This is a genomic window from Citricoccus zhacaiensis, assembly GCF_014645315.1.
In the GTDB taxonomy this organism is placed as follows: domain Bacteria; phylum Actinomycetota; class Actinomycetes; order Actinomycetales; family Micrococcaceae; genus Citricoccus; species Citricoccus zhacaiensis.
Map to the genome: position 1 here is coordinate 66,763 of NZ_BMLQ01000002.1, position 22,122 is coordinate 88,884.

Sequence of the window (22,122 nt, forward strand, 5' to 3'; positions counted from 1 at the left end):
TGCCCGGCAGCGCTCCGCTCGGGGCCCGCAGAGTGGATCAGTAGGCGGTGCGGGACTCGTTGCCCCGCCACGCCTCGAAGGGCGCGGCGGCGCGGTCCGTGGGGTGGTGGACCACGGGCATGGCGTCCCGGCGGCCCGGGGCCTCGAAGTACTCGTAGAACGCGGCATCGTCGAAGCCGGCAGCAGCGGCGTCATGACGGTCCGCCGCGAACACCACCCGGGTGATGCGGGACCACAGGGCGGCGCCCAGACACATGGGGCACGGCTCGCAGCTCGCGTAGAGCACAGCCCCGCTGAGGTCGAAGGTCCCCAGTCCGAGCCCGGCTGACCGGATGGCCTCGACCTCGGCATGGGCCGTCGGGTCGTGGGTGGCGGTGACCCGGTTGGTTCCCTGGAAGACCTGGCCGTCCGCGGACACCACGAGCGCGCCGAAGGGACCGCCGTTCGTGGCGGCGTTGGAGGCGGCCAGGTCGATAGCCCGGGACAGGTGCGCCTCGATGAGGGAGCTGGCGGCGGCGTTCTCCGCGGATTCCTCCCCCGCGGGTACGCTCGCGGACACATTCGTGGGCACGCCTGTGGTGCTGCCCGTGACCACGCGGTTTTGCTCGACTCGCGGCTGGGGCCGGTCGATCTGCTCGACGCCGGCCACCGCACCCACCGGAATCGGCCCGCCATAGACGTGGGGGAACCACTCCCCGCGGGGATCCGCGGGGACGCCAGGTTCGAGGACCACCCGCAGGCCGGCCCCGTGCAGGGTCTCCTCGTGCATGGTCAGCAGGACCAGCGGCTCCGTGACGTCGGCATAGACCGCGTCCAGGACCAGGGCGACCTGACGGGGACCGGCGCTGGCGTGGAGGAAACCGACCTTCGCGATGGAGGCACCGCGGGTGGACCGGTCGTAGAGGCCGGTGTCCAACGCCCGCTCCCAGTCGGCGGCTTCGGCAATGTGCTGAATGGGCATGGGGCCCAGTGTGGCAGAAGCGCTGTTATCCGTCTCCGGTCCCCAGCCGGCGCAGCTCCTTCAGCAGGCGTCCCGGCCGGTTCAGTTGGGCGCGGAGTGTGGGGCGCTCGAGCAGCAGGGCCGTCGCGCGCGCGGCCCCGTCGATCTCGGCTCGGGGGAACCCGAAGCGCATCGGCCCGGGCAGGGAGAACTCCCAGATGCGCCCGCCGGATACGGCGGCAGCGCTCGCGGGGGTGTCGGGTGTCGCGAGAGCAGCGGTCGGCACGGCACCGTGAGCAACCTCCGTTACCGAATCCGCCACCTCGAGCCGGACCTGCACGGCAGCCGCCGTGCCCTGGCCGTCATCCATGCCGAAGGCATAGAGCGCCGTGGTCAGCAGGCCGGGAAGCACTCCTCCCAGCCTGGAGACCGGTGCATCCACGGTCAGGCCGCTGATCCGGCTCCAGTCCAATGCCACGCACCGATCCGGGGCGTGGCCGCCATCGTCGGCGACTCCCCGGACGCGGATGCCCTCGGTGCTCATTAGCAGGTGAGAACCGTCCGGATCGCCCATCCTGAGCCCGTCCTCAGCGGCGTAGAGGTAGGCGAGCCGCTCGGGGCGTTCTCTCACAGCTGGGCCCTCAGCCGACCTGCAGCTCGCCCATCTCGTCCCAGCCCTCGCCCTCGATCTGGCGGCTGACGATCTGGGGCGTGGCGGCCAAGAGCGGACGCATGGACTCCAGCCCGGCGGCGAAGTGCTCGGAGGTGACGTGGGCTTCCCCTGCCCCATCCTTGAAGGCCTCGACCAGGACGAACTCGTTCGGGTCCTCCACGCTGCGGGACCACTCGAACCAGAGGTTGCCCTCTTCGGCGCGAGTGGCGGCCGTGAACTCGGCGACCGAGTCCAGGAAGGTGTCGGTGTATTCGGGCTTGACCTGGTACTTGACGACGATGAAGATCATGGGTCCAGCCTATCCAGTCCGGTGGACGCCGTAAGTACTCAACTCCGCAGGGACGGGTCCTTCCGGACCTCGATCACCGGGCAGGTGTCCATGACCACGTCCAGTCCGGCGTCCGCCGCGCGCTGGGCCGCCGCCTCATCGATCACCCCGAGCTGGAGCCAGACCGCCTTCGCCCCGATCTCGATGGCCTGGTCCACGATCGACCCGACCTTCTGCGAGTTCACGAAACAGTCGACCACATCGACCGTGCCGGGGATGTCCGCCAGTGCCCGGTATCCCCGCTCGCCATGGACTTCCTGCGCGCCGAGATTGACCGGGATGATCTCCATGCCCTGCTCGTCCCGCAGGAACTTCGCCACCCCGACGGCGGCGCGGCGCGGATTGGGAGTGAGCCCGACGACGGCCCAGCGGGCCCCGCGGTTCGTCAACAGCCTGCGGATGGTCGCCGGATCGTTGGTGTGTGCCATGGGCCCACGGTACGCACTCCTGCATGCTGCCCCAAGCCCCGCGACCTACCCCTGTGATCCACGGCACTGCAGCTCTAGACTTTGGGGTCATGTTGTCCACGCCGGAGCTGCCGGAGCTCACCTCCAGTGCGGGAGCCTCGTCGCCCCGGACCATCGACATTGACACCACTGATCCCGACCGGGCCATGTCCGTGGGCCGCGATGTCTACCATCCGCACCGCATCCGACTGGACTCCCGTACGCGTCGGTTCCGCATGGGCCTGAAGGCGATACACCTGCCGAACCTCACGCTGGGGTTGCTTGAGTACGGCCATCCGGTCAGCGTCAGGACCCCACCTCTGCAGGACTCGTATCAGGTCAACTTCACAACCTTCGGCTCGGTGTCCATGGGGTACGCCAACCAAACCGTTCAGATCAACAACCGCCGTGCCGCTGTTCATGGCCTCTCCGAGGTGACGAGGATGCAAGGCTGGGGCCATCCTGCGCGCGTGGTCGGACTCAAGATCCCGCGGGTGACCCTGGAGCAGGAGTTCGAGGCCCTGACTGGCATGCCGGTCGGCGAGCCTCTCCGCTTTGATGGCGACTTGGACCTGGCTTCCCCAGGGGGACAGGCTTGGCGGGCCACCGTGCAAGCCTTGGCCCAGGGACTGGATCCCACCTCCCCCATCTCCACCCATCCGCTCCTGTCCGGGCCTCTGACACAGGCAGCAGCACGCGGCCTGCTCCTGGCTGCACGTCACAATCACAGTCATCTCTTGCACACGCCGGCTCCGACGGAGCCCCCGGAAACCATCAAAGCCGCTCTGGAATTCATGCACGCCAACGCGGACCAGCCCCTCAGCGCGGAGGACATGGCCCGCGCCGCAGGAGTCAGCGTCCGCTCCCTGCAGGCCGGGTTCCGCAAGCATCTGGACACCACGCCCGTGGCAGCCCTTCGCCGAATCCGGCTGGACCGTGCACGCCAGGACCTGTCCTCCAGCCCGCCCGGGACGCGCGTGGCCGCGATTGCGGAACGCTGGGGTTTCCGCCATGTGGGCCGGTTCGCCATCCACTTCGCGCAGGCCTTCGGGGAGTCCCCCTCGGAGACACTGGCCCGCTCATCCTGAAGAACGCCCGGACAACCCCGCTCCTATCCATATTGCGCAGGAAGCTCTTGTGACACCGACGATGCCGTCACAGCATGAGCTGCATCACATTCCACGGGGGCCCTGCCCCCTAGGACCGAGGAGCCCGTCATGGACCGCATTGTGCCCGCAGATGTTCCCGTCGAAGAGTTCGACGCCGCCCTGCAGAAATTCCGCACCCTCCTGGGCGCGGAACACGTCATCTCCGAACCGAACGCGCTGAAGGAGTTCGACGACCCCTTCCCCACCACGTCCGGGGACGACTTCCGGCCGGGAGCCGTGGTGTTCCCGGAGACCACCGAGGACGTCCAGGAACTGGTGCGGATCGCCAACGAACACCGGATCCCCCTGTCCCCGGTCGCCACCGGGAAGAACCTGGGCTATGGCGGTGCTGCACCGCGGCTGTCCGGCACCGTGGTGGTTCACACCTCGCGCCGGATGAACAAGATCATTGAGGTGAATGAGAAGTACGCCTACGCCCTGATCGAACCCGGCGTCACCTATTTCGACCTCTACAACCACATCCAGGAACAGGGCTACAACCTGTGGATCGATGTTCCGGACCTCGGCTGGGGATCCGTGGTCGGCAACGCCCTGGACCGCGGCGTCGGCTACACACCGTACGGCGATCACTGGTCCTGGCAGACCGGCCTGGAGGTGGTCCTCCCCGACGGCGACCTTCTCCGCACCGGCATGGGAGCCATGAGCACGGCGAAGACCTGGCAATTGTTCTCCTACGGCTTCGGCCCCTACCCGGACGGGCTGTTCTCCCAGTCGAACTTCGGAATCGTCACCAAGATGGGCATCGCCCTCATGCCCGCTCCGCCGGCGGCCGAGACCTTCGTCATCACCTTCGAGCAGGAGGAGGACCTCGCCCAGATCGTGGACATCATGCTTCCGCTGCGCATCGGAATGGCGCCGCTCCAGAGCGTGCCGGTGCTGCGCAACATCGTCCTCGACGCAGCAGCGCAGACGAAGCGCACCCATTGGCTGCCCGATGGCGGCCCCTTGACCGCTGAGGTCATCCAACGGATGATGGACGAGCTCAATCTGGGCTACTGGAATCTCTACGCCACGGTCTACGGCCCACCGGAGCAGATCGAGTTGTTCCTGGGAATGATCAAGAACGCCTTCTCAGCGGTCAAGGGCTCACGGTTCTTCACCACCCAGGACCGGGCCGAGGACACCCCGGGCTCCCACGTGTTGCACGACCGCCACGAGATCAACCAGGGCATTCCCTCCATCAAGGAGCAACAGATCCTCGAGTGGGTCCCCAACGGCGCCCACATCGGCTTCTCGCCGATCTCCGAGCCGGACGGGGCCGAGGCTCAGAAGCAGTTCGAGATGGTCCGCAACCGCTCGTACGAGTACGGGCCCGACTACGCCGCCCAGTTCGCCGTCGGTCTGCGCGAGATGCACCACATCTGCCTGTTCCTCTACGACTCCGCGGATGCCGACCAGCGCGAGCAGGTCATGGCGCTCGGCCGCAAGCTCGTGGAGGAGGGCGCCGAGAACGGCTACGGGGAGTACCGCACGCACCTGGCGCTCATGGACCAGGTCATGGACACCTTCGACTTCAATGACAACGCCTTGCTGCGCTTCCACGAGCGCATCAAGGACGCCCTGGACCCGAACTCGATCATGGCCCCCGGGAAGTCCGGCATCTGGGGAACCCGCTACCGCGACGCCGGCCACCACCTTCCCCGCTGACCAGCAACTCCCTCGTTACGTCCTTCCCGAAAGGCCCACACCATGACCGAGTACCGTCTCCCCGACCACCTGCGCGAGGCGCAGCACTACATCAACGGCGGGCCCGCCCCGAGCTCGGGTTCCACCACGATCGCCGTACTTGACCCCGCCACGGGCCAGCAGATCGCCACCACGCCGGCCGGAACCACCGCAGACCTCGACCTCGCCGTGGACGCTGCCCACACCGCCTTTCGCAGCGGAACCTGGTCGCAGCTGTCCGGCCGCGAACGGTCCCGGGTGCTGATCCGGGTGGCTCAGCTGTTCCGTGAACAAGCGGAGGAACTCGCGCAGGTGGAGAGCCTGGACGTGGGCAAGCCCATCAGCCTGGCCCGGGCGGTGGACGTCAACACCGCTGCGGACACCTACGAGTACGCCGCCTCGCTGGCCCAGAATCTGGACGGTGCGGTGCGCCGTACGCCGCTGCCGGCCCACGCCTACACCCAGAGGGAACCCCTCGGCGTGGTCGCGGCCATCACTCCGTTCAACTTCCCGCTCATACTCTCCACCTCGAAGATCGCAGTGGCCCTGGCCGCCGGCAACACGGTGGTGCACAAGCCTGCCGAGGACACCCCCCTCTCGGCGTTGCTGACGGCGCGGCTGCTGACGGAGGCCGGTGTCCCCGACGGCGTCTACAACGTGGTCACCGGTTACGGCACGGATCTCGGCGACCATCTCACCGCACACCCTCGTGTGGCCAAGGTGGCCTTCACCGGTTCCACCCAGACCGGCGCACGCGTCGCAGCCGTGGCCGGCCAGGCCCTGCGTCCCATCACCGCAGAACTGGGCGGGAATGCCGCCAACATCATCTTCGCGGACGCCGACCTGGCCAAGGCGGTCGAGACCACCATCTCGGCCTTCGTCTTCAACACCGGCCAGTTCTGCATGGGCGGCCCCCGGCTGTTGGTGGAACGCCCTGTCTATGACCAGGTGCTCGAGGCCCTGGCCGGCGCAATACCCCACGTGCCGTTCGGTGATCCGCGGGACCCGGGCACCGTGATCGGGCCGCTGGCGAACCGCCGCCAGCTGGAGAAGGTCGCCGCCGCCGTCGAGCAGGCCAAGGTCACCGGGGCTCGCGTGGTGACTGGCGGCGAGCTGGCCGAGATCAACGGCGGGTTCTTCTACCGCCCGACCGTGTTGGCCGACGTCGCGAATTCCGCCGAGGCCGTTCAACAGGAGATCTTCGGACCGGTCCTGACCGTCCAGCCGTTCGATACCGAGCGGGAGGCGATCGAGCTGGCCAACAGCACGGACTACGGCCTGGCCTCGGGCATCCAGACGGGGAACATCTCCCGGGCGCATCGGGTGGCCGATTCCCTGGACGCCGGCATCATCTGGGTCAACGCGTGGGGCATGCTGGACCCGGCCATGCCCTTCGGCGGCGTCAAGTCCTCCGGCTGGGGACGGGAGAACGGACCCGAGCAGCTCGAGGCCTACACCCGGACCAAATCGGTCATCATCGCGATCGAACCGGCCCCCGAGCCCACCACCAACAGCACAGCCAGCACTGTCAGCACCGGTAAGGACGCATCATGACCACCATCACCGCAGCCGTCACCGAAGCCGGGGGCGCCCCGTTCACCCTCCAGGACGTGGAACTCGGCGCGCTCCAGGATCACGAGATCCTGGTGGACATCAAGGCCGCCGGTCTCTGCCACACGGACCTCACCGTGGCTTCCGGAGCACTGCCCTTCCCGCTGCCCGGCGTGCTCGGACATGAGGGAGCCGGAGTCGTCCGCCAGGTCGGGGCAGCCGTGACCTCGGTGGCCCCTGGGGACCGGGTGGTGTTGTCCTTCACCTCCTGTGGCCTCTGCGAGGGCTGCCGCGGCGGCCATCCGGCCTATTGCGTTCGGTGGCTTCCGGACAATCTGCTCGGTGGGCAACGCGTGGACGGCTCGTCCCCGCTTACCCGGGACGGGAAGGAGATCGGCGGCCACTTCTTCGCCCAGTCCTCCTTCGCGACGGCGGCCATCGCCGATGAGCGCAATGTCGTCAAGGTCTCCACGGACCTGCCCTGGGAGCACGTGGCCCCCTTGGCCTGCGGCGTCCAGACCGGTGCGGGGGCCGTGTGGAATGCCCTCCAACCATGTCCCGGCCACAGCCTGGTCGTCTTCGGCGTCGGCACCGTGGGTCTCGCGGCGGTCATCGCTGCGGCGTTGTCCCCCGCCACTCGGATCGTGGCAGTGGATCTGGTGGACGAACGTCTCGAGTTGGCCCGTGAACTCGGGGCAACGCACACCATCAATCCGGGCCGGGTCGAAAACGTGGTCGCCAGCATCCAGGAGGTCACCGGCGGCGGGGCCCATCGGGTGGTCGAGGCCACCGGCAACACCAAGGTCCTGGAGCAAGCCGTGCAGTGCACTCGCGGTCAAGGCGAGGTGGCCATCGTGGGCGCCCCGCCCTTCGGGCAGTCGGTCCAGGTGGACGTGAACTTCATGCTCCCGGGCCGCAAGATTCACGGCCTGACGATCGGCGATGCCGAGATCCAGTCCTTGGTCCCGGCCATCCTGGCCTTGGCCGAACAGGGCCGCTTCCCCGTGGAGCGGCTGGTGAGGACCTATCCGCTGGCGGACATCAATACTGCCGTGGAGGACATGTCCGCCGGCCGCACGATCAAACCGGTGCTCCTTCCCTGACGGGAACGGACGGTGGCCCCGTCCTTCTGTTGAAGAAGGACGGGGCCACCGCTCCGATAGACACCGGCCCACCGCACTTTGCAGGCAAAGATCGGTCGTTGCCCGCAATGCGGTCAGGGCTGATCCGAGTTTGGCTGGTCCGGTTTGGTCAGCCCTGGTCGGCGACCTCGGTCGCGTAGCGCTGCATCAACGCGGCGACCTCGCCACGGGTGATCGTGTCATTCGGCTTGAACGTGCCGTCCTTGTACCCGGTCGAGACCCCGGTCGAGGCCAGCCACGAGATCGCCTCGTGGTGCGGGTGTGATTCCGCCACGTCCGAGAACGATGCGTCCCACTCGCCCGCCTCCGGCTCCACTGCACGGAACAGGAACGAGGCGAACTCACCACGGGTCACGCTGTCATACGGCAGGAACTTCCCGTCCGCGTACCCCTTCGTCACGCCGGCGTCAGCCGCCCAGACGATCTCCTCGAAGAACCCGTTCGACTCCGTGATATCGGTGAAGTCCTCGCTGCCGCCGGTGGTCTCCGGATCGATGTACCGGTGGAGGAAGGCCACCGACTCGCCACGGGAGATGTCCTTGCCCTTGCGGTAGGTGCCGTCCGTGTACCCGGTCGTGATGCCCTGCTCCTGCATCCACCGGACCGGGGCGTAGTACTGCGAGCCCTCCGGGTTGTCCGTGAAGTCCTCCACCACCGGCACCTCCGGCTCGGCCTCTTCCACCACGACTGCGCGGGAGGCGATGGCCTGGTTACCGTTGGCGTCCTCGGCCACGTAGGTCACGGTGTAGGACCCGGCGGTGGAGGTGTCCACCGAGCCGATGACCTGCACCGACGCGGTCACGTCTCCGTCGGTGTTGTCAGTGGCGGACACACCCTCCATCGGATCGAAGGCGTCACCGACCGTGAGGGTTGCCGCCTCCGGAACGGTCAGTTCCGGCGCAACGGTGTCGGTACCCGCGGCTGAGGCCGTGAAGACCCCCATCTGGCCGGTCTCTCCGGCGTCCACCTCGTCACCGGTCTCGGCATCCCGGCTGGTGGCGTACCAGGCGTAGGTCTGGCCTTCGGTCAGACCTGCCCACTCCACCGACGCCGGCCAGCCCGACTTCGCGGTGGCCTCTCCGATGACCTCGTCGGTCGGTGTGGTGACCATGACCTGGTTGGTGCCGAAGGAGGTCTTGCGGGTCTCGAGCTGGATCGGCAGGCGGGTGTCATCCTCTCTGCCGTTGTAGCGGTTTCGGTCGTCGTACTCCGTGGCACCGAAGTCGTCCAGCATCGGCGAGTAGGTGTCCACGGCGAGTTCGGAGTTGTCCACGTCGAACTGCAGCATGCGGAAGAAGCTGGAGCCGAACTGGAGCATGTCCGTGGCCGAACGTCCGTCCACTCCCGTCAGGCCCAACTCCTCGGCCGAGACTTTGTAGAACTGGTAGTCAGCGAGCAACTCCACGACGTTGTTGCCCTCGGAGCCCACGTCCTTGCGGACCTCGATGTTCACGCCGTGCTCGTGGCCCGAGAGGGCCAGGAAGATGTTGCGGTGTTTCTGGAGCAGGCCCTCGTCGATCTTGGCGCCGTCGTGGGAGAAGGTGGCGCCACGTCCGTCCGGGTTGGTGCTCGGCTTGCGCTGGGCGTGGGTCATGATCATGGCGTTGCGATCGGAGTACTCGTCCAGCACGCCGCTGGCCCACTCGATCTCCTCGTCCGTTACGTCATAGGCGAGGTACACGGCGATGAAGTCCAGGCCACCGGCCGTGAACAGGTCGTAGTGGTTCTCGTTGTCCCCCTCCTGCCACGGCGTGTAGGTGGCGTTGGCGTCCTTCCAGCCCTGTGTCTGCTCCAGCGCCTCGTAGCGCTCGGGGCCGAAGTACTGGTTGTAGAGGTTGTCCGGGCCCACGTCCATGCCGGAGCGGTTGTCATGGTTGCCCGCGGTCACGCCGTTCGGGATCTCGGAATCGTCCAGGATCTTCTGGGCCTCCGAGACGAACTCGAACTCCTCGATCGCGATCTGCCGATACTCCTCCTCGTCCGCGCGCGGGGTACCGGTGTGCCAGTTCTCCATGATGTCGCCCGTGTGGGCGACGTACTCGATCTTCTTGTCCTCGGCGTTGTCCACGATCCACTCGGCGACCGAGGTGTAGGCCTCGGCCCAGACCGACTGCTGCTCCTCGGAGTACGCGTCCTCCGCGGCCCCCTCGGCCAGGTACTGCGTGTCGGTGAAGTGCGCGATCGAGAAGTCGTAGTCCGCCGGGTCCTCGAACCCGTCCTTGACCTCGTTCGCCAGGTCGTCGGCGAAGGGGTCCTCGCCCACCACCAGAACGGAGGCGGCGCCGTCCTCGTTCAGGTGGTCCGCGCCGATCTCCCCGGTCAGGACGAGCTCGCTCTCCTGCAGGCCGCGGCCCGCCGCCACCTCGTCCCACTGCTCCTGGGCGGTGTTCCACACCAGCAGGTTGACCTGACGGTTCGGGTCGGCGGTTCCGGCCCATCGGATCGACTGACCCTCGGCGGCCTCGCCGACCGCCACGTCGAAGCGCTGGAAGGGAATCTCGCCCGGCTCTGCGGTCAGGGAGTCCCCACCGCCCTCCAGGGCGGCTTCCTCGGTGTAGTCGAACTCCAGGGTGATCGGCGTCTGGTCCACGAGGCCCTGGAAGCCGCCGTCGGCGAGCGCCGCCGTGCCGGCGTAGAAGGTGCTGGTGACGTCGCCGCCGTCGGGGTTGGTGGCCCGGGCGGAGAGGGTGACGGTGCCGTTGCCCTGTCCGGTCTCGGTGCCCCCGCCCTCCGGGATGGACCCGGAGGTGAAGGTGACGGTCTCGGAGATCGGCAGGCCGAACACGGTCTTGCCCTCGATCCCGATGACGTGTTCGCCGGCCTCCATCCCGGAGCCGATGATCTCGCCCGGCTCGACGGGCTCTCCGTCCAGGGTGTAGGCGGTGCCGGCGGCCACAAGGCCGGGGGTGGTCCACTCGACCGCGAACTCGGTGGCGCGGGTCAGCTCGGAGCCCTCGGCCGGGGTGGTGCCGGACAGCTCGGCCGACTGGTCACGCAGCCCGCCGAAGGCGTCGATGTTCAGCGCCGCGATCTGCTGCGCGTCCAGCGAGTCCCCGAAGACCCGGGCCGAGGCGATCGTGGCGTTGGCGTGGAACTGGCTGTTGCCGTTGGAGGAGTCCGCGCCGATCACCATGTTGTGGGCGGCCGCGTTCGGCGGCCACTTGATCTCGGAGTTGTTGGTCGGGGCCTCGGCCACGAGTTCGCCGTTGACATAGAGCTTGACGGTCTGGGAGCCGCCGTCGAAGACGCCCACGGCGTGGTACCACTCGTTCGGCTCGATCTCGATCCCGGCGTTGTGGTAGCTGCCGGTGTTGACCGCGAAGGTGAGCTTGTTCGCGTACATCGTCATGGAGAACCCGCCGGCCTCCTTGTTGGCACAGAGGTTCGTCTCCCCGGAGGTGGGCAGCGGGCCGTCGTAGCGGAACACGCACTCCACGGTCATCGAATCCCCGAGGGTGGAGTACTGCTCGCCGAAGGGGTACAGCAGGGCGTCGTCACCGTCGAAGGTGGCGGTGTTGCGGCCGAGGGCCGCGTCCTCCTGGATCATGGGCGCGCCGTGGGTGGTGACGGGGAGGCCCTGGACGGTCTCGGCCGTGGTGCCGTCGGCGAAGTCCACATTGAAGACGTCTGCCGCCGGGGCCTCGACCTCCACGGCGTACTCGCTGTTCAGGGCGGCGACCTGCTCGGCGCTGGCCGGGGCGCTGTACAGGCGGGCCGAGTCGATCTTCGCGATCGAGTGCTGGCCCGGGGTGCCGTTGCCGCTGTCCGCACCGACGACCAGGGCGTGGGCGTTCTCGTTGGCCGGGATGGTCATGGGGCCTCCGGCGTGGGCTTCAGCAGCCAACTCGCCATCGAGGTAGAGCTTGATGGACTCGCCATCGTAGACACCGGCGGCGTGGTACCAGGTCTCGGCGTCGATGTCCGCCCAGGCGAACGTGTAGCCGCCCTCGGCGTGGACCATGAAACCGGCCTGGTCGCCCTTGACGACCATGGCGAAGCCGCCGGCCTCCTTGTTGCCGCAGAGGGTGTCCTCTCCGGTGGTGTCCGCTGCATCGCGCTTGAAATTGCACTCCACGGTGAAGCCGTCGGCCAGCTGGCCGTAGTCCGCCTCGGTCAGGGCGTAGGAGTAGGCGGACTCCCCGTCGAAGTCACCGACAGAGCGGGCCAGGGTGCCGTCCACGCCGATCTGGGGGGCACCGAACGTCTCGACGGGACGGTCCTGCGCGGCGTCCACCGGGGTGCCGTCCTCGAAGGTCACGTCAAGCAGATCAGCGTCTGGGGCGGCCACGGCAGCGGTGGCATGGTTCACCGCCGGTGCGAGGGGGGCAGTGGAGGCAGCCGCGACCGGCATGAGCGCACCGGTGGAGGTCAGGCCGACGGACAGGGCGAGGACGGCAAGAGGCAAGCGCTTGGCGGTCATGATCCATTCTTCTGTTGGGGGTGCTGCCCCGAAGGCAGCAGAGAGGTGATGACCCTCAGACGGTAAGGAGCGGTGTTGAACGCCAGGCTCTTCCTACGTGAACGTCTGATACCAAAACCGTGAACCGGACTGACTGCAGGGTGAACATCACCCGGAGCCACCCCGGAGGACGACCCGGAACCGACCCGGAATAGTCCCCAGGTGGGATGTTCGGCTTCCGACGGGGCAGTAGGTTGAACGGGTTCCGGGGATCACGCCGGATCACATCGGCAGGGCCTTGGCGGACATCGCAGTCCGTTGCCCTGTATTGCCCAGGGGAGAATCATGAGCATGGTGGAGAACACCACTGAACAGGCGAGCCATGGAACTGGACTCCCGGACGATCCGGAGCATCCGGACCACCAGCGCCACCTGCACCTGCACCGGCGCGGCCATGCTCCGCTCCCCCGCCCCCAGGACGCTGTGCTCACCGTGCGCGGCCTGGCCCCGGCCGCCGTCGCCGAACGGGAGGAGAAGGGGCTCGTCAACCGTCAGCCGCGGGATACCTCCCGGTCCATCTGGACCATACTGCGCGTCCACATCCTGACGCTGTTCAACCTGGCGATCGCCACCTGCGCCGTGGCCATCATCCTGCTGGGCCGCTGGTTCGACCTCGTGTTCTGCCTGGCCGCCGTGGCCAACGTGGTCATCGGCGTGATCCAGGAGTACTCGGCCAAGCGCAAGCTCGATGCCATAGCCCTGCTCCACCAGGACGACGCCCACGTGCTCCGGGCCGGCACCGAGCACTCCGTTCGGCTCGAGGAGATCGTGCTGGACGACGCCGTGGTGCTGCGCCGCGGCGACCAGGTCCCCGCGGACGGGGTGGTGCTGTCCGCCGACGGCCTGGACATCGACGAGTCCCTGCTGACCGGCGAGGCCGATGCGGTGGGCAAGCTCCCCGGTGATGCCGTCCTCTCCGGATCCGCAGTCCTCTCCGGGACGGGGTTGATCCGGGTCACGGCCGTCGGATCGGACTCCCATGCCTCGCGTCTGGCCATCGAGGCCCGCCGGTTCTCCAAGATCCCCTCCGAGCTCCGCGGCGCGCTGGACACGGTGGCCACCTGGCTGACCATCGCGCTGGTGCCCATCGCGGCGTTGATCGTCAACGGCCAGGTCCAGGCCGTGGGCGGCTGGGCCCGTGCCCTGGAGCAGGACGCGATCGAACCGGCCGTGGTCGCCTCTGTCGCCGCGATCACCTCGATGATCCCGCAGGGCCTGGCGCTGATGACCACCATCTCCTTCGCCGTGGCCGCCCTCAAGCTGGCCCGTCAAGAGGTGCTCATCCAGGAGCAGCCGGCGGTCGAGATCCTGGCCCGGGTGGACACGGTGTGCCTGGACAAGACGGGCACCCTCACCGAGGGTCGGATCGTCTTCGACGGTTCCACGGACCTCACCCCCGGACCAGCCGGCGCGGATGACCTCCGTTCCGCCGGGGCACTGGTCCTGGGCTGGTTCGGCGCCGACGCGAACGCCAACCCCACCGCACTGGCCCTCGCGGAGGCCTACCCCGCACAGCCCACCGTGGCGCCCACGGACCAGGTCGCCTTCGCCTCGGAGCGGCGCTGGTCCGCCGTGGCCTTCGGCCCCACACTCCTGCACGACGCCGGCACCGGCCGGGATCTCCCGTCCGGCGATGCGGTGCACGGGGCCTGGGTCCTGGGTGCCCCGGAGGTCCTGCTCCCGGCGTCCGGCAGAGGACTCGGTGCGGACCGGCGCGCGCACATCGAGGCGCTGTGCCAGGAGACCACCAGCCGGGGCCTGCGCACCATGGTGCTGTGCCGCTCCACGGAACCGGCCGGCGTCGGGATCTGGTTCGACGAGGGCCGGGGTCTGCCGCCCGCGCTGGAGGCCGTGGCGCTGCTGACCTTCCGCGAGAAGGTGCGCGATGACGCCCGTGAGACCCTCGAGTACTTCCGCGAGCAGGACGTCGAGCTGAAGGTCATCTCCGGAGACCATCCCCGGACCGTCGCCGCGGTGGCCCGCGAGGTCGGCATGGACGTCCAGGGGGACGGTTATGACGCCCGGAACCTGCCCTCCGATCCCGAGGAGCGCCGGGTGGTGCTGCAAGGGCACTCCGTGTTCGGCCGGGTCTCTCCCGAGCAGAAGAAGGGCATGGTCAGCGCCTTGCAGCAGGACGGTCATGTGGTGGCCATGACCGGGGACGGCATCAACGACGCCCTGGCCCTGAAGACGGCGGACCTGGGGATCGCGATGGGCAATGGGGCCCCGGCCACCAAGGCGGTCTCCCGCATGGTGCTGCTGGACAGCAAGTTCTCCCGCCTGCCCTCGGTGCTGGCGGAGGGCAGGCAGGTCATCGCCAACATGGAGCAGCTGGCGCACATGTACCTGACGAAGACCGCCTATGCCGTGTTGTTCGGCGTGGTCTTCTCCCTGCTGGCCTGGCAGTACCCGCTGCTGCCGCGCCAGGCCTCCACCGTCGACTTCCTCATGATCGGCCTGCCGACCTTCTTCCTGGCCCTGGTGCCGAACCAGCGCCGTTACGTCCCCGGGTTCCTCGGACGCGCCCTCCGGTTCGCAATTCCCTCCGGCCTCGTCATCCTCGCCGGGCTGCTGGCCGCCAACGGGTACGCACGCTGGTTCGCCGGCTTCTCGGGCGGAGCCACGGGGCCGGCCGGCGGCGTGGGAGAGGTGTCCCTGCAACAGGTGCAGACCGCCTCCGTGATCACCCTGACGCTCATGGGCCTGTGGGTGCTGAACCTCATCTCCCGGCCGCTGACGAAGTGGAAGCTGTCCCTCGTGGCCGCGATGTACGCCCTGCTGCTGCTCGTCCTGCTGATCCCCGCGTCCCGGGAGTTCCACCAGTTCGAGATCCCGCCCGTGGACCTGACCCTCGCCGCCGTGACGATCGGCGCGGTCGCCTGTGTCCTTCTCGAGGGAATCCACCAGTTCCACCGTCGGCGCCACGCCGCGCCGGCCACCTCACCGTGACGTCACGAACCCGCTGACGAGGGCGAACATTACGCCGCGTACTGCCCGGTAGAAGTCCTCCACCGCTACACTCAGTAGCTTGCCAGCCGTGCCGCCGCGGCGGCGATGAAGGCGACCCGTCCAGCAACCGTTCGGATCCCGATTCCAAGGAGCATCCCCATGGCAGCACCCAGCCCCGGCTATTCCATTTCCCTGCGCGTCGAGACCCCCGTGTCCTTCACCGCGACCTCTGACATCGCCACGGCCATTGCCGGCACCGGTGCCGCAGTGACCGGCCTGGACGTGATCGAGTCGCACCACCGGTTCATGACCGTGGCCGTCGGCTGTGACACGGTGGACGCCGCCCATGCCGAGCGCGTCCGCGAGGCCGTGGACGCCCTCGAGGGCATCACCGTCCATGAGGTCACGGACCAGACCTTCCAGCTACACGAGGGCGGCAAGATCGAGACGACTCTGCGCGTGCCGCTGCGCACCCGGGACGATCTCTCCCGCGCCTACACCCCGGGCGTGGCCCGCGTGTGCAAGGCGATCGCCGAGGACAAGGACCTGGCCCGCCTGTACACCATCAAGAAGAACACGGTGGCCGTGGTGACGGACGGGACCGCCGTCCTCGGCCTGGGGGACATCGGCCCCGAGGCCGCCATGCCCGTCATGGAGGGCAAGGCCGCCCTGTTCAAGCAGTTCGCCGGCGTGGATGCCTGGCCGGTGGCGCTGGACACCAAGGACACCGAGGAGATCATCAGCATCGTCAAGGCCATCGCCCCGGCCTACGGCGGCATCAACCTCGAGGACATCTCCGCCCCGCGCTGCTTCGAGATCGAGGCCCGGCTGCGCGAGGAACTGGACATCCCCGTGTTCCATGACGACCAGCACGGCACCGCGATCGTGGTCCAGGCGGCCCTCACCAACGCCCTGAAGCTCACCGGCAAGAAGATCGAGGACGTCACGATCGCCGTGGCCGGCGTCGGCGCAGCCGGCACCGCCATCATCAAGCTTCTGAAGGCCTCCGGAGCCCGCCACATCGTGGCCGCCGGCCGGGCCGGGATCATCGAGCGGGGCTCCCAGCATGCCGACGCCAACCGCCAGTGGCTCGCGGACAACACGAATGAGGAGGGCTTCTCCGGCTCCCTCAAGGAGGCTGTCGTGGGACGCGACGTCTTCATCGGCGTCTCCGCCCCGAACCTGCTGGACGAGGCCGATGTGGCCGCCATGAACGAGAACTCGATCGTGTTCGCCATGTCCAACCCGGATCCGGAGGTGCACCCTGCCATCGCGTCGAAGCACGCCGCGATCGTGGCCACCGGCCGCTCGGACTTCCCGAACCAGATCAACAACGTGCTGGCCTTCCCCGGCTTCTTCCGCGGGCTGCTGGACGCCGGAGCCTCGGACATCACCGACGAGATGCTGGTGGTCGCCGCCGAGGCCATCGCCGGGACCATCACGGACGAGGAGCTGAACCCGAGCTTCATCATCCCCTCGGTCTTCGACCCCGAAGTCTCGGTCCGCGTGGCCGAGGCCGTAGCGCAGGTGGCCACGCCACGGGTCTGAGCACCCGTTTCCCGACGCGCGGGCCCCGGCCGGTCCTTCCGGTCGGGGCCCGCGGCGTCAGGCCGGCAGCGCGTCGCTGAGGCGGGGGACCGCCCTGGCCACTGGTCCGGGCAGCTCTCCGAACGCGGTGACCTCGACCGGCTGGCCACGCCGGGTGGACTTCTTCCAGGTCCCCACGGCATGGCCGCGGTGCAGCACCGTGCCCTTGAACACCCCGTTGCGCCCGGGGACCACGAGCGCCTCCTCATCCCTGGTCAGCACCGCGGACCGGTCCTGGTAGCCGAGGACGATCTCGTCGAACCCGGGCAGCAGGATCGGTGCGGCGGTCGCCCGGGTTCGCTCTGCGTGCCGGTCCGGAAGGTCCGGGGACATCCAGTGCTCCCGCCCGTCCACGTCCGCGGACAGCAGGTCCGGTCGGAGGTCCGCCAGGGCGGCCCGGGTCTGGATCTTGCCGATCTTGGACCACCAGCAGAAGTCCTCCACGGTGGCCGGGCCGTGGGAGCGCAGGTAGCGCAACAGCAGTTCGCGGACCCCGTCCTCCCGGTCCAGCTTCCGACGTGGCGTCCGGTCCCGCATTCGTCCAGCGGCTTCACCGGAGGCGATCCATTCCGTGGCCAGGACGATGCGTTGTTCCCGCCCCTCGGTGGGGCCGAAGCACAGCACCCCGCGCAGGGCGAGGAAGAAGATCAGGTGGTAACCGCGGCCCTCATCCACGGACAGGCCCTCCACGGTGAACCGGTCCAGAAGCTCCGAACGGGTCAGTCCCGGACCGGCCAGGGCTTGAAGGGCGACTGACTCGGCCCGGTCGAGCACGCCCGCGTCCAGACCGAGCTCCTCACGGCGCCGTTCGCTCGCCTTCAGCGTCTGGGCCGCGGTGAGGTCCAGGATCCAGCCGAGGTCCTCGGCCGCCACGGCGAACAGGGTGCCGCGCATCGGCCAGGACCGGACGATGCGCCCCGCATCATAGGCCTCGCGAACCGCTGCGGTGGAGCGGGCCACGCTGCGCAGGGCCAGGGTGGAGCCCGGGTAGTCCTGGCCCTGGGTGCACGTGAGCCATCGCGTCGCCTCGGCCACAGTGGGCAACGGATCGACCAGCCCCTGGGAGACCAAGCGCATCCGTGCCACCTGTTCGGAGCTGAGATTCGTCATGCCCCCCTCCTTCACTGGGGACAGTGTGCCATGGGCCGTACGACGGTGCCGGATACCCCGGGCGTCCACACCATGGCCCCGGTCATCGGCACCATGCCTGAGGAAAGGCTGTGAATCCCCCGGTGCCGAGCTGTGCACCGATTGACCTGACTCCGCGCGCGGTGAAGACTCGGGCATACCCGAGCGGTCACCCCGCCACGGGCAGACGCCACAAAGGAGACGACATGAAACGATTGATCACCCTCGGCATCGGCGCGGCCCTCGGATACCTCCTGGGCAGCCGCGAAGGGCGGAAGAACCTCGACAAGTTCGCCAAGAACGCGCAGAGCTTCTGGAATGACCCGAAGACCCAGGACCAGGTGCACAAGGCCACCCAGAAGGCCACCAGTGCCGTGAAGGACCAGGCGCCCGTGGTGGCGGACAAGGCGGCTGGCCTGGCGGACAAGGCCACGGACGCTCTGAAGGACAAGGCGCCGAACCTGGCGGAGAAGGCGGACAAGGCCAACGCCGCCGCCCACTCGGCCACCGAGAAAGGGGCCAACGCCGCCCAGGGGCTGGCGGACAAGGCCTCCGATGCCGCGGAGAAGTCCGCCGGCAAGCACGCCTCCGGTGACACATCCGTCACCAAGGACTCCGACGCCCCGGCCACCGGCTCCGATGCGAATGCCTCGAGCGGGAACACCAACGTCAAGGAATCCTCCGGCGACGTGGTCTCCGATCCGTCTCAGTCCCTCGAGACCGAGGGCGGCGGACCCGGACGGTACTGACCCGGCACCGTCCCACCACGCACCGGAACCCCGGTCCCCGCTTCAGGGGGCCGGGGTTCCTGCATACCCGGTTGCCGCCACGGTCTCGGCTGCCCTCACGGTTGCGCCTGGAGGGATTCACGCCAGGGGACACCCTGGGCGTGAATCCCTCCAGACTCAACGGGCCGGGCCGGGCCGGGGCGGGCCCGGGCTGACAATCGGCCCGACGCCGGCCCCCGCGCCTCTCAGACGGCGGCGCGGTTCCGCAGGGCGAAGGACGAACCGTAGTGGTTCTGCGGCAGGTGGTCTCCGCGCCCGAAGAGCTTGTGGCGCATGGTGCCCTCTGCGTACTCGGTCTTGTAGCGGCCGAGCTGCTGCAGTTCGGGGACCACGAACTCGACGATGTCCTCGAAGGTGCCCGGGGTGATGTGGTAGGCGAGGTTGAAGCCGTCCACGTCGGTCTCGTCCTGGATCCGGGTGAGCTCACGGGCCACGGTCGCACCGGAGCCGACGATGACCGGGCCGAACCCGCCCACGCCGCACCACTCGGCGAGCTTGCGCACGGTCCACTCGATCGAGTCGTCGCCGGAGGCCTTCTTGAAGGTCTCCACGGCGGACTGGATGGCGTTGGACTGCACGTCCCCGATCGGCTCGTCGAGCTCGAACTCGGCGAGGTTGATGCCCATCCAGCCGGACATCAGCACCAGTCCGCCCTCTACGTCGATGTACTGGGTCAGCTCTTCGTACTTGGCGTGCGCCTCCTCGTCGGTGGCGCCCGTGACGATGGTCTGCATGGACATCACGCGGACGTCGTAGGGATCGCGGCCGGACTCGACCAACGCCTGGCGGATCTTCGCGGTGGTGCCTTTGATCAGGTCATCCGTGGGCGAGTTGATGAACACGGCCTCGGCGTGCTTGCCGGCGAAGGCCCGCCCGCGGGTGGAGGCGCCGGCCTGGTAGATGACCGGGGTCCGCTGCGGGCTGGGCTCGGTGAAGGCGATGCCGGGGGTCTTGAAGTAGGTGCCCTCGTGCTCGATCCGGTGGACCTTGGACGGGTCGATGAAGACCCCGGACTCCTTGTCGTTGACGACCGCGTCGTCCTCCCAGGAGCCCTCGAGGAGCTTGTAGACCACATCGAGGTATTCGTCGGCGTGGTTGTACCGCTCGTCGTGCTCCATCTGGTCTTCCTGACCCATGTTGATGGCGGCGGAGGGCAGGTAGCCGGTCACCACGTTCCAGCCCACGCGGCCCTCGGTCAGGTGGTCCAGGGTGGCCAGGCGGCGGGCGAACGGGTACGGGTGCTCGTAGGCGGTGCCCGCGGTGACCCCGAAGGTCAGGTTCTTCGTGACGGCCGCCATCGGCGGGACCACGAGCATCGGGTCGTTGACCGGGACCTGGGTGCCGGCCTTGAGGGTGGCCTCGTCGGAGGAGCCGTAGACGTCATAGGGTCCCAGGACGTCGGCGATGAACAGGCCGTCGAACAAGCCCTGCTCCAGGGTCTGGGCCAATCCGGTCCAGTAGCCCAGGGTGTTGTAGTCGCGGGCGCGGTCCTCGGGGTGGCGCCACAGGCCCGGTGACTGGTGCGCCACGCAGTTCATGTCGAAGGCGTTGAAGAGGATCTCGCGCTTGCCGGCGGCGGTGGTGGGCACGCCCTCGGGGAGATCGTTCGATCCATGGGCGTTCTCGTTGCTGGGGACAGACACGGTGGTGCTCCTTCCATCGGTCCTGGCGGTAGCACCTGTCCGGTTGCCCGGTGGTTGCTGCGGCGTCATCGAGCCAGATCTCTCGGCCGCTCTGGATGGGTACCCATCGATTTCACCACACCTCCGGGCGCGACCCCAACCGGGGTTCACGCGGAGTCACCCGGCATCCTCGTGAGGGGAGTTGCTGTGTCAGCTCGAGGCGAGGACCACGATCGGATCCGTGGTCGGCGCTTCAGACCCTCCGGCCGGTTCCACGGTGACGGCGAGTGCCGCATCCGCCGGAACATCCTGCATCCGCACGAGGGCGAGACCGTCCTGAACCTCCAGCAACCCGGCCGGCTGGGGCGCTGCCTCACCCTGGATGGTCCACATCTGGTAGTCGCGGCCCTCGCCGGGAGCCGGCAGGCCCCGGGCGGCCAGCACGGTCTCACCAGTGGGCGCGCGCGCCACCTCGACCTCACCTCCACCGGTCACCGGTGACTCCAGCCGCTCGGCCCCCTCCACCTGCAGGATCTGCTCGATCGCCGTGAGCTGATCGCCCTCGGTCACGCCACCTGTGGGCGCCCACGGCTGGCTCACCACTACGGCCACGGCCACGGCTGCCGCCGCGGCGGCCGAGACCGCCCCCACCCACCAGCGGCGCGCGGCCGGCCGGCGTCGGGCACGGTGGTCGTCCAGATCAGCGACGCCGGCTCGCTCGGTGCCAGCGCTGGAACCGTCAGCGCTGGAGCCGGTGGTGCCGTGCCCCGCTGCGGGCGAGGCGTCGCCGTCCGCGGCAGGCCGGGCGTCCTGGCCGGTCCCGGCCACGGCCGAGAGGACACGGTCCCGCAGGCCGGCGGGAGGCTCGGCAGGTGTGCTCACCGCCAGGCGGGCGACGGTGCTGTTGAGGGCATCGGCCCGGGCACGGAGCTCAGGGTCTGAGCCGAGCTGCTGCTCGATGGCGCGGCGCTCGTCCTCGTCCACGGCGTCCAGGGCCCAGGCGGCGAGCAACTCCGCGCCGATCACGTTCTCATTCTCGTTCTCGTTTCCGTTCGTCATGCTCCCACCCCCAAACAGTCCTGTAGTCGTTGGAGCGCACTGCGCATCCGAGATTTCACGGTGGCCAATTTGGCCCCGAGTCGTTCAGCGACCTGCCGGTAGGTCAGTCCGCCGTAGTAGGCCTGCGTCACGGCCTCGTACTCCAGGCCGGTCAGCGTGCCGAGGCATTCCGTCACGCGGCCTCGGTCCTCCGCCGACTCCACGGCCTCGGTCACGTCATCCCGGTCCCGCTCGAACGCGGCCACCCCGGCCCGTTCCTCCCGGTCCCGGCCGGATTGAGTGGAACGGATCAGGTCGACGGCCCGGCGATGGGTGATCGAGCAGACCCAGCCGACCACTGACCCGCGGTCGGGATCGAAGCGCTCAGCCGAGCGCCATACGTCCACGAGGGCCTCCTGCGTGACGTCGGCCGCCAGATCGGCGTCGCGCACGATCTTCCGTGCCAGGCCGTAGGCCGAGGGGGCCACGGCATCATAGAAGGCGGCGAAGGCCTCCTGGTCTCCAGTGGCACTGCGCCGGAGCAGGCCCACCAGGTGGGCGTCCCGCTCGCGCGCAGCACTGCGGCCGGGTCCGGTGCCTGCAGTGCTCGTCATGGCTCCACCCTATCCGGGCGCAG

Annotated in this window: 16 protein-coding genes, 1 pseudogene and 1 riboswitch; of the genes and pseudogenes, 7 read left to right on the plus strand and 10 right to left on the minus strand. The window is 68.6% G+C overall.

Annotated features, from left to right (window positions below):
- Nucleotides 1–37 precede the first annotated feature (37 nt).
- From IEX49_RS16735 to IEX49_RS03750, 5 genes and pseudogenes are all read right to left on the minus strand, one after another.
- The gene (locus IEX49_RS16735; protein ID WP_229672271.1) at nt 38–499 is read right to left on the minus strand and encodes a nucleoside deaminase; all 462 of its coding nucleotides are present in this window, start codon (nt 497–499) and stop codon (nt 38–40) included.
- A gap of 153 nt (nt 500–652) precedes the next feature.
- Nucleotides 653–961 (minus strand): annotated as a pseudogene (locus IEX49_RS16740) (DUF952 domain-containing protein); the annotation flags it as partial.
- Nucleotides 962–986: 25 nt separating this feature from the next.
- Nucleotides 987–1,571 carry a hypothetical protein gene (locus tag IEX49_RS03740; RefSeq protein ID WP_188804360.1) on the minus strand — a complete coding sequence of 195 codons (585 nt, stop codon included), beginning with the start codon at nt 1,569–1,571 and terminating at the stop codon, nt 987–989.
- Between the two features lie 10 nt (nt 1,572–1,581).
- On the minus strand, nt 1,582–1,902 hold the full coding sequence (locus IEX49_RS03745; protein ID WP_188804362.1) for a putative quinol monooxygenase: 321 nt from the start codon (nt 1,900–1,902) through the stop codon (nt 1,582–1,584).
- 38 nt (nt 1,903–1,940) lie between these two features.
- Complete coding sequence (locus IEX49_RS03750; protein WP_188804364.1) at nt 1,941–2,369, minus strand: CoA-binding protein; 429 nt, start codon at nt 2,367–2,369, stop codon at nt 1,941–1,943.
- A gap of 89 nt (nt 2,370–2,458) precedes the next feature.
- On the opposite strand from IEX49_RS03750, the gene IEX49_RS03755 reads away from it, so the two are divergent.
- The 4 genes from IEX49_RS03755 (at nt 2,459) to IEX49_RS03770 (ending at nt 7,875) form a co-directional block, all read left to right on the plus strand.
- The gene (locus tag IEX49_RS03755; RefSeq protein ID WP_188804366.1) at nt 2,459–3,475 is read left to right on the plus strand and encodes an AraC family transcriptional regulator; all 1,017 of its coding nucleotides are present in this window, start codon (nt 2,459–2,461) and stop codon (nt 3,473–3,475) included.
- A 129-nt stretch (nt 3,476–3,604) separates the two neighbouring features.
- Nucleotides 3,605–5,203 (plus strand): FAD-binding oxidoreductase, encoded by a 1,599-nt coding sequence (locus IEX49_RS03760; RefSeq protein WP_188804368.1) that lies wholly within the window; start codon nt 3,605–3,607, stop codon nt 5,201–5,203.
- A 42-nt stretch (nt 5,204–5,245) separates the two neighbouring features.
- Nucleotides 5,246–6,775 (plus strand): aldehyde dehydrogenase family protein, encoded by a 1,530-nt coding sequence (locus IEX49_RS03765; RefSeq protein ID WP_188804370.1) that lies wholly within the window; start codon nt 5,246–5,248, stop codon nt 6,773–6,775.
- Nucleotides 6,772–7,875, plus strand: coding sequence for an NAD(P)-dependent alcohol dehydrogenase (locus tag IEX49_RS03770; RefSeq protein WP_229672206.1), 1,104 nt, complete (start codon nt 6,772–6,774; stop codon nt 7,873–7,875). The genes IEX49_RS03765 and IEX49_RS03770 overlap by 4 nt, the downstream gene beginning before the upstream one ends.
- 148 nt (nt 7,876–8,023) lie before the next feature.
- Here IEX49_RS03770 and IEX49_RS03775 read toward each other — a convergent pair whose 3' ends face one another.
- Complete coding sequence (locus IEX49_RS03775) at nt 8,024–12,334, minus strand: LamG-like jellyroll fold domain-containing protein (RefSeq protein WP_188804372.1); 4,311 nt, start codon at nt 12,332–12,334, stop codon at nt 8,024–8,026.
- A 324-nt stretch (nt 12,335–12,658) separates the two neighbouring features.
- Here IEX49_RS03775 and IEX49_RS03780 point away from each other — a divergent pair, with 324 nt between their 5' ends.
- Together IEX49_RS03780 and IEX49_RS03785 are read left to right on the plus strand one after the other, a co-directional pair.
- Nucleotides 12,659–15,322: an HAD-IC family P-type ATPase gene (locus IEX49_RS03780; protein ID WP_229672207.1), complete on the plus strand. Its 2,664-nt coding sequence runs from the start codon at nt 12,659–12,661 to the stop codon at nt 15,320–15,322.
- Nucleotides 15,323–15,481: 159 nt separating this feature from the next.
- On the plus strand, nt 15,482–16,870 hold the full coding sequence (locus tag IEX49_RS03785; RefSeq protein ID WP_188804376.1) for an NAD(P)-dependent malic enzyme: 1,389 nt from the start codon (nt 15,482–15,484) through the stop codon (nt 16,868–16,870).
- 57 nt (nt 16,871–16,927) lie between these two features.
- Here IEX49_RS03785 and IEX49_RS03790 read toward each other — a convergent pair whose 3' ends face one another.
- The gene (locus IEX49_RS03790) at nt 16,928–18,019 is read right to left on the minus strand and encodes a winged helix DNA-binding domain-containing protein (RefSeq protein WP_188804378.1); all 1,092 of its coding nucleotides are present in this window, start codon (nt 18,017–18,019) and stop codon (nt 16,928–16,930) included.
- A gap of 224 nt (nt 18,020–18,243) precedes the next feature.
- Between IEX49_RS03790 and IEX49_RS03795 the strand changes: the two genes are divergently transcribed.
- A complete protein-coding gene (locus IEX49_RS03795; protein ID WP_188804380.1) occupies nt 18,244–18,786 on the plus strand; it encodes a hypothetical protein in 543 nt (180 codons plus the stop codon).
- Nucleotides 18,787–19,010: 224 nt separating this feature from the next.
- On the opposite strand, the gene IEX49_RS03800 is transcribed toward IEX49_RS03795, so the two are convergent.
- The 3 genes from IEX49_RS03800 to sigK form a co-directional block, all read right to left on the minus strand.
- The gene (locus IEX49_RS03800; RefSeq protein WP_268237701.1) at nt 19,011–20,414 is read right to left on the minus strand and encodes an LLM class flavin-dependent oxidoreductase; all 1,404 of its coding nucleotides are present in this window, start codon (nt 20,412–20,414) and stop codon (nt 19,011–19,013) included.
- Nucleotides 20,415–20,478: 64 nt separating this feature from the next.
- Nucleotides 20,479–20,570, minus strand: a riboswitch (SAM riboswitch).
- An 87-nt stretch (nt 20,571–20,657) separates the two neighbouring features.
- Nucleotides 20,658–21,506 (minus strand): anti-sigma factor, encoded by an 849-nt coding sequence (locus IEX49_RS03805; protein WP_188804382.1) that lies wholly within the window; start codon nt 21,504–21,506, stop codon nt 20,658–20,660.
- Entirely contained in the window at nt 21,503–22,099 is a 597-nt protein-coding gene (sigK, locus tag IEX49_RS03810; protein ID WP_188804384.1) for an ECF RNA polymerase sigma factor SigK, read from the minus strand. The genes IEX49_RS03805 and sigK overlap by 4 nt, the downstream gene beginning before the upstream one ends.
- Nucleotides 22,100–22,122 lie beyond the last annotated feature (23 nt).

Coding starts and splice junctions, on each gene's coding strand:
- IEX49_RS03745 (WP_188804362.1), bottom strand. CDS start 1,902: ATGATCTTCATCGTCGTCAAGTACCAGGTCAAGCCCGAATACACCGAC.
- IEX49_RS03750 (WP_188804364.1), bottom strand. CDS start 2,369: ATGGCACACACCAACGATCCGGCGACCATCCGCAGGCTGTTGACGAAC.
- IEX49_RS03755 (WP_188804366.1), top strand. CDS start 2,459: ATGTTGTCCACGCCGGAGCTGCCGGAGCTCACCTCCAGTGCGGGAGCC.
- IEX49_RS03760 (WP_188804368.1), top strand. CDS start 3,605: ATGGACCGCATTGTGCCCGCAGATGTTCCCGTCGAAGAGTTCGACGCC.
- IEX49_RS03765 (WP_188804370.1), top strand. CDS start 5,246: ATGACCGAGTACCGTCTCCCCGACCACCTGCGCGAGGCGCAGCACTAC.
- IEX49_RS03770 (WP_229672206.1), top strand. CDS start 6,772: ATGACCACCATCACCGCAGCCGTCACCGAAGCCGGGGGCGCCCCGTTC.
- IEX49_RS03775 (WP_188804372.1), bottom strand. CDS start 12,334: ATGACCGCCAAGCGCTTGCCTCTTGCCGTCCTCGCCCTGTCCGTCGGC.
- IEX49_RS03780 (WP_229672207.1), top strand. CDS start 12,659: ATGAGCATGGTGGAGAACACCACTGAACAGGCGAGCCATGGAACTGGA.
- IEX49_RS03785 (WP_188804376.1), top strand. CDS start 15,482: ATGGCAGCACCCAGCCCCGGCTATTCCATTTCCCTGCGCGTCGAGACC.
- IEX49_RS03790 (WP_188804378.1), bottom strand. CDS start 18,019: ATGACGAATCTCAGCTCCGAACAGGTGGCACGGATGCGCTTGGTCTCC.
- IEX49_RS03795 (WP_188804380.1), top strand. CDS start 18,244: ATGAAACGATTGATCACCCTCGGCATCGGCGCGGCCCTCGGATACCTC.
- IEX49_RS03805 (WP_188804382.1), bottom strand. CDS start 21,506: ATGACGAACGGAAACGAGAACGAGAATGAGAACGTGATCGGCGCGGAG.
- sigK (WP_188804384.1), bottom strand. CDS start 22,099: ATGACGAGCACTGCAGGCACCGGACCCGGCCGCAGTGCTGCGCGCGAG.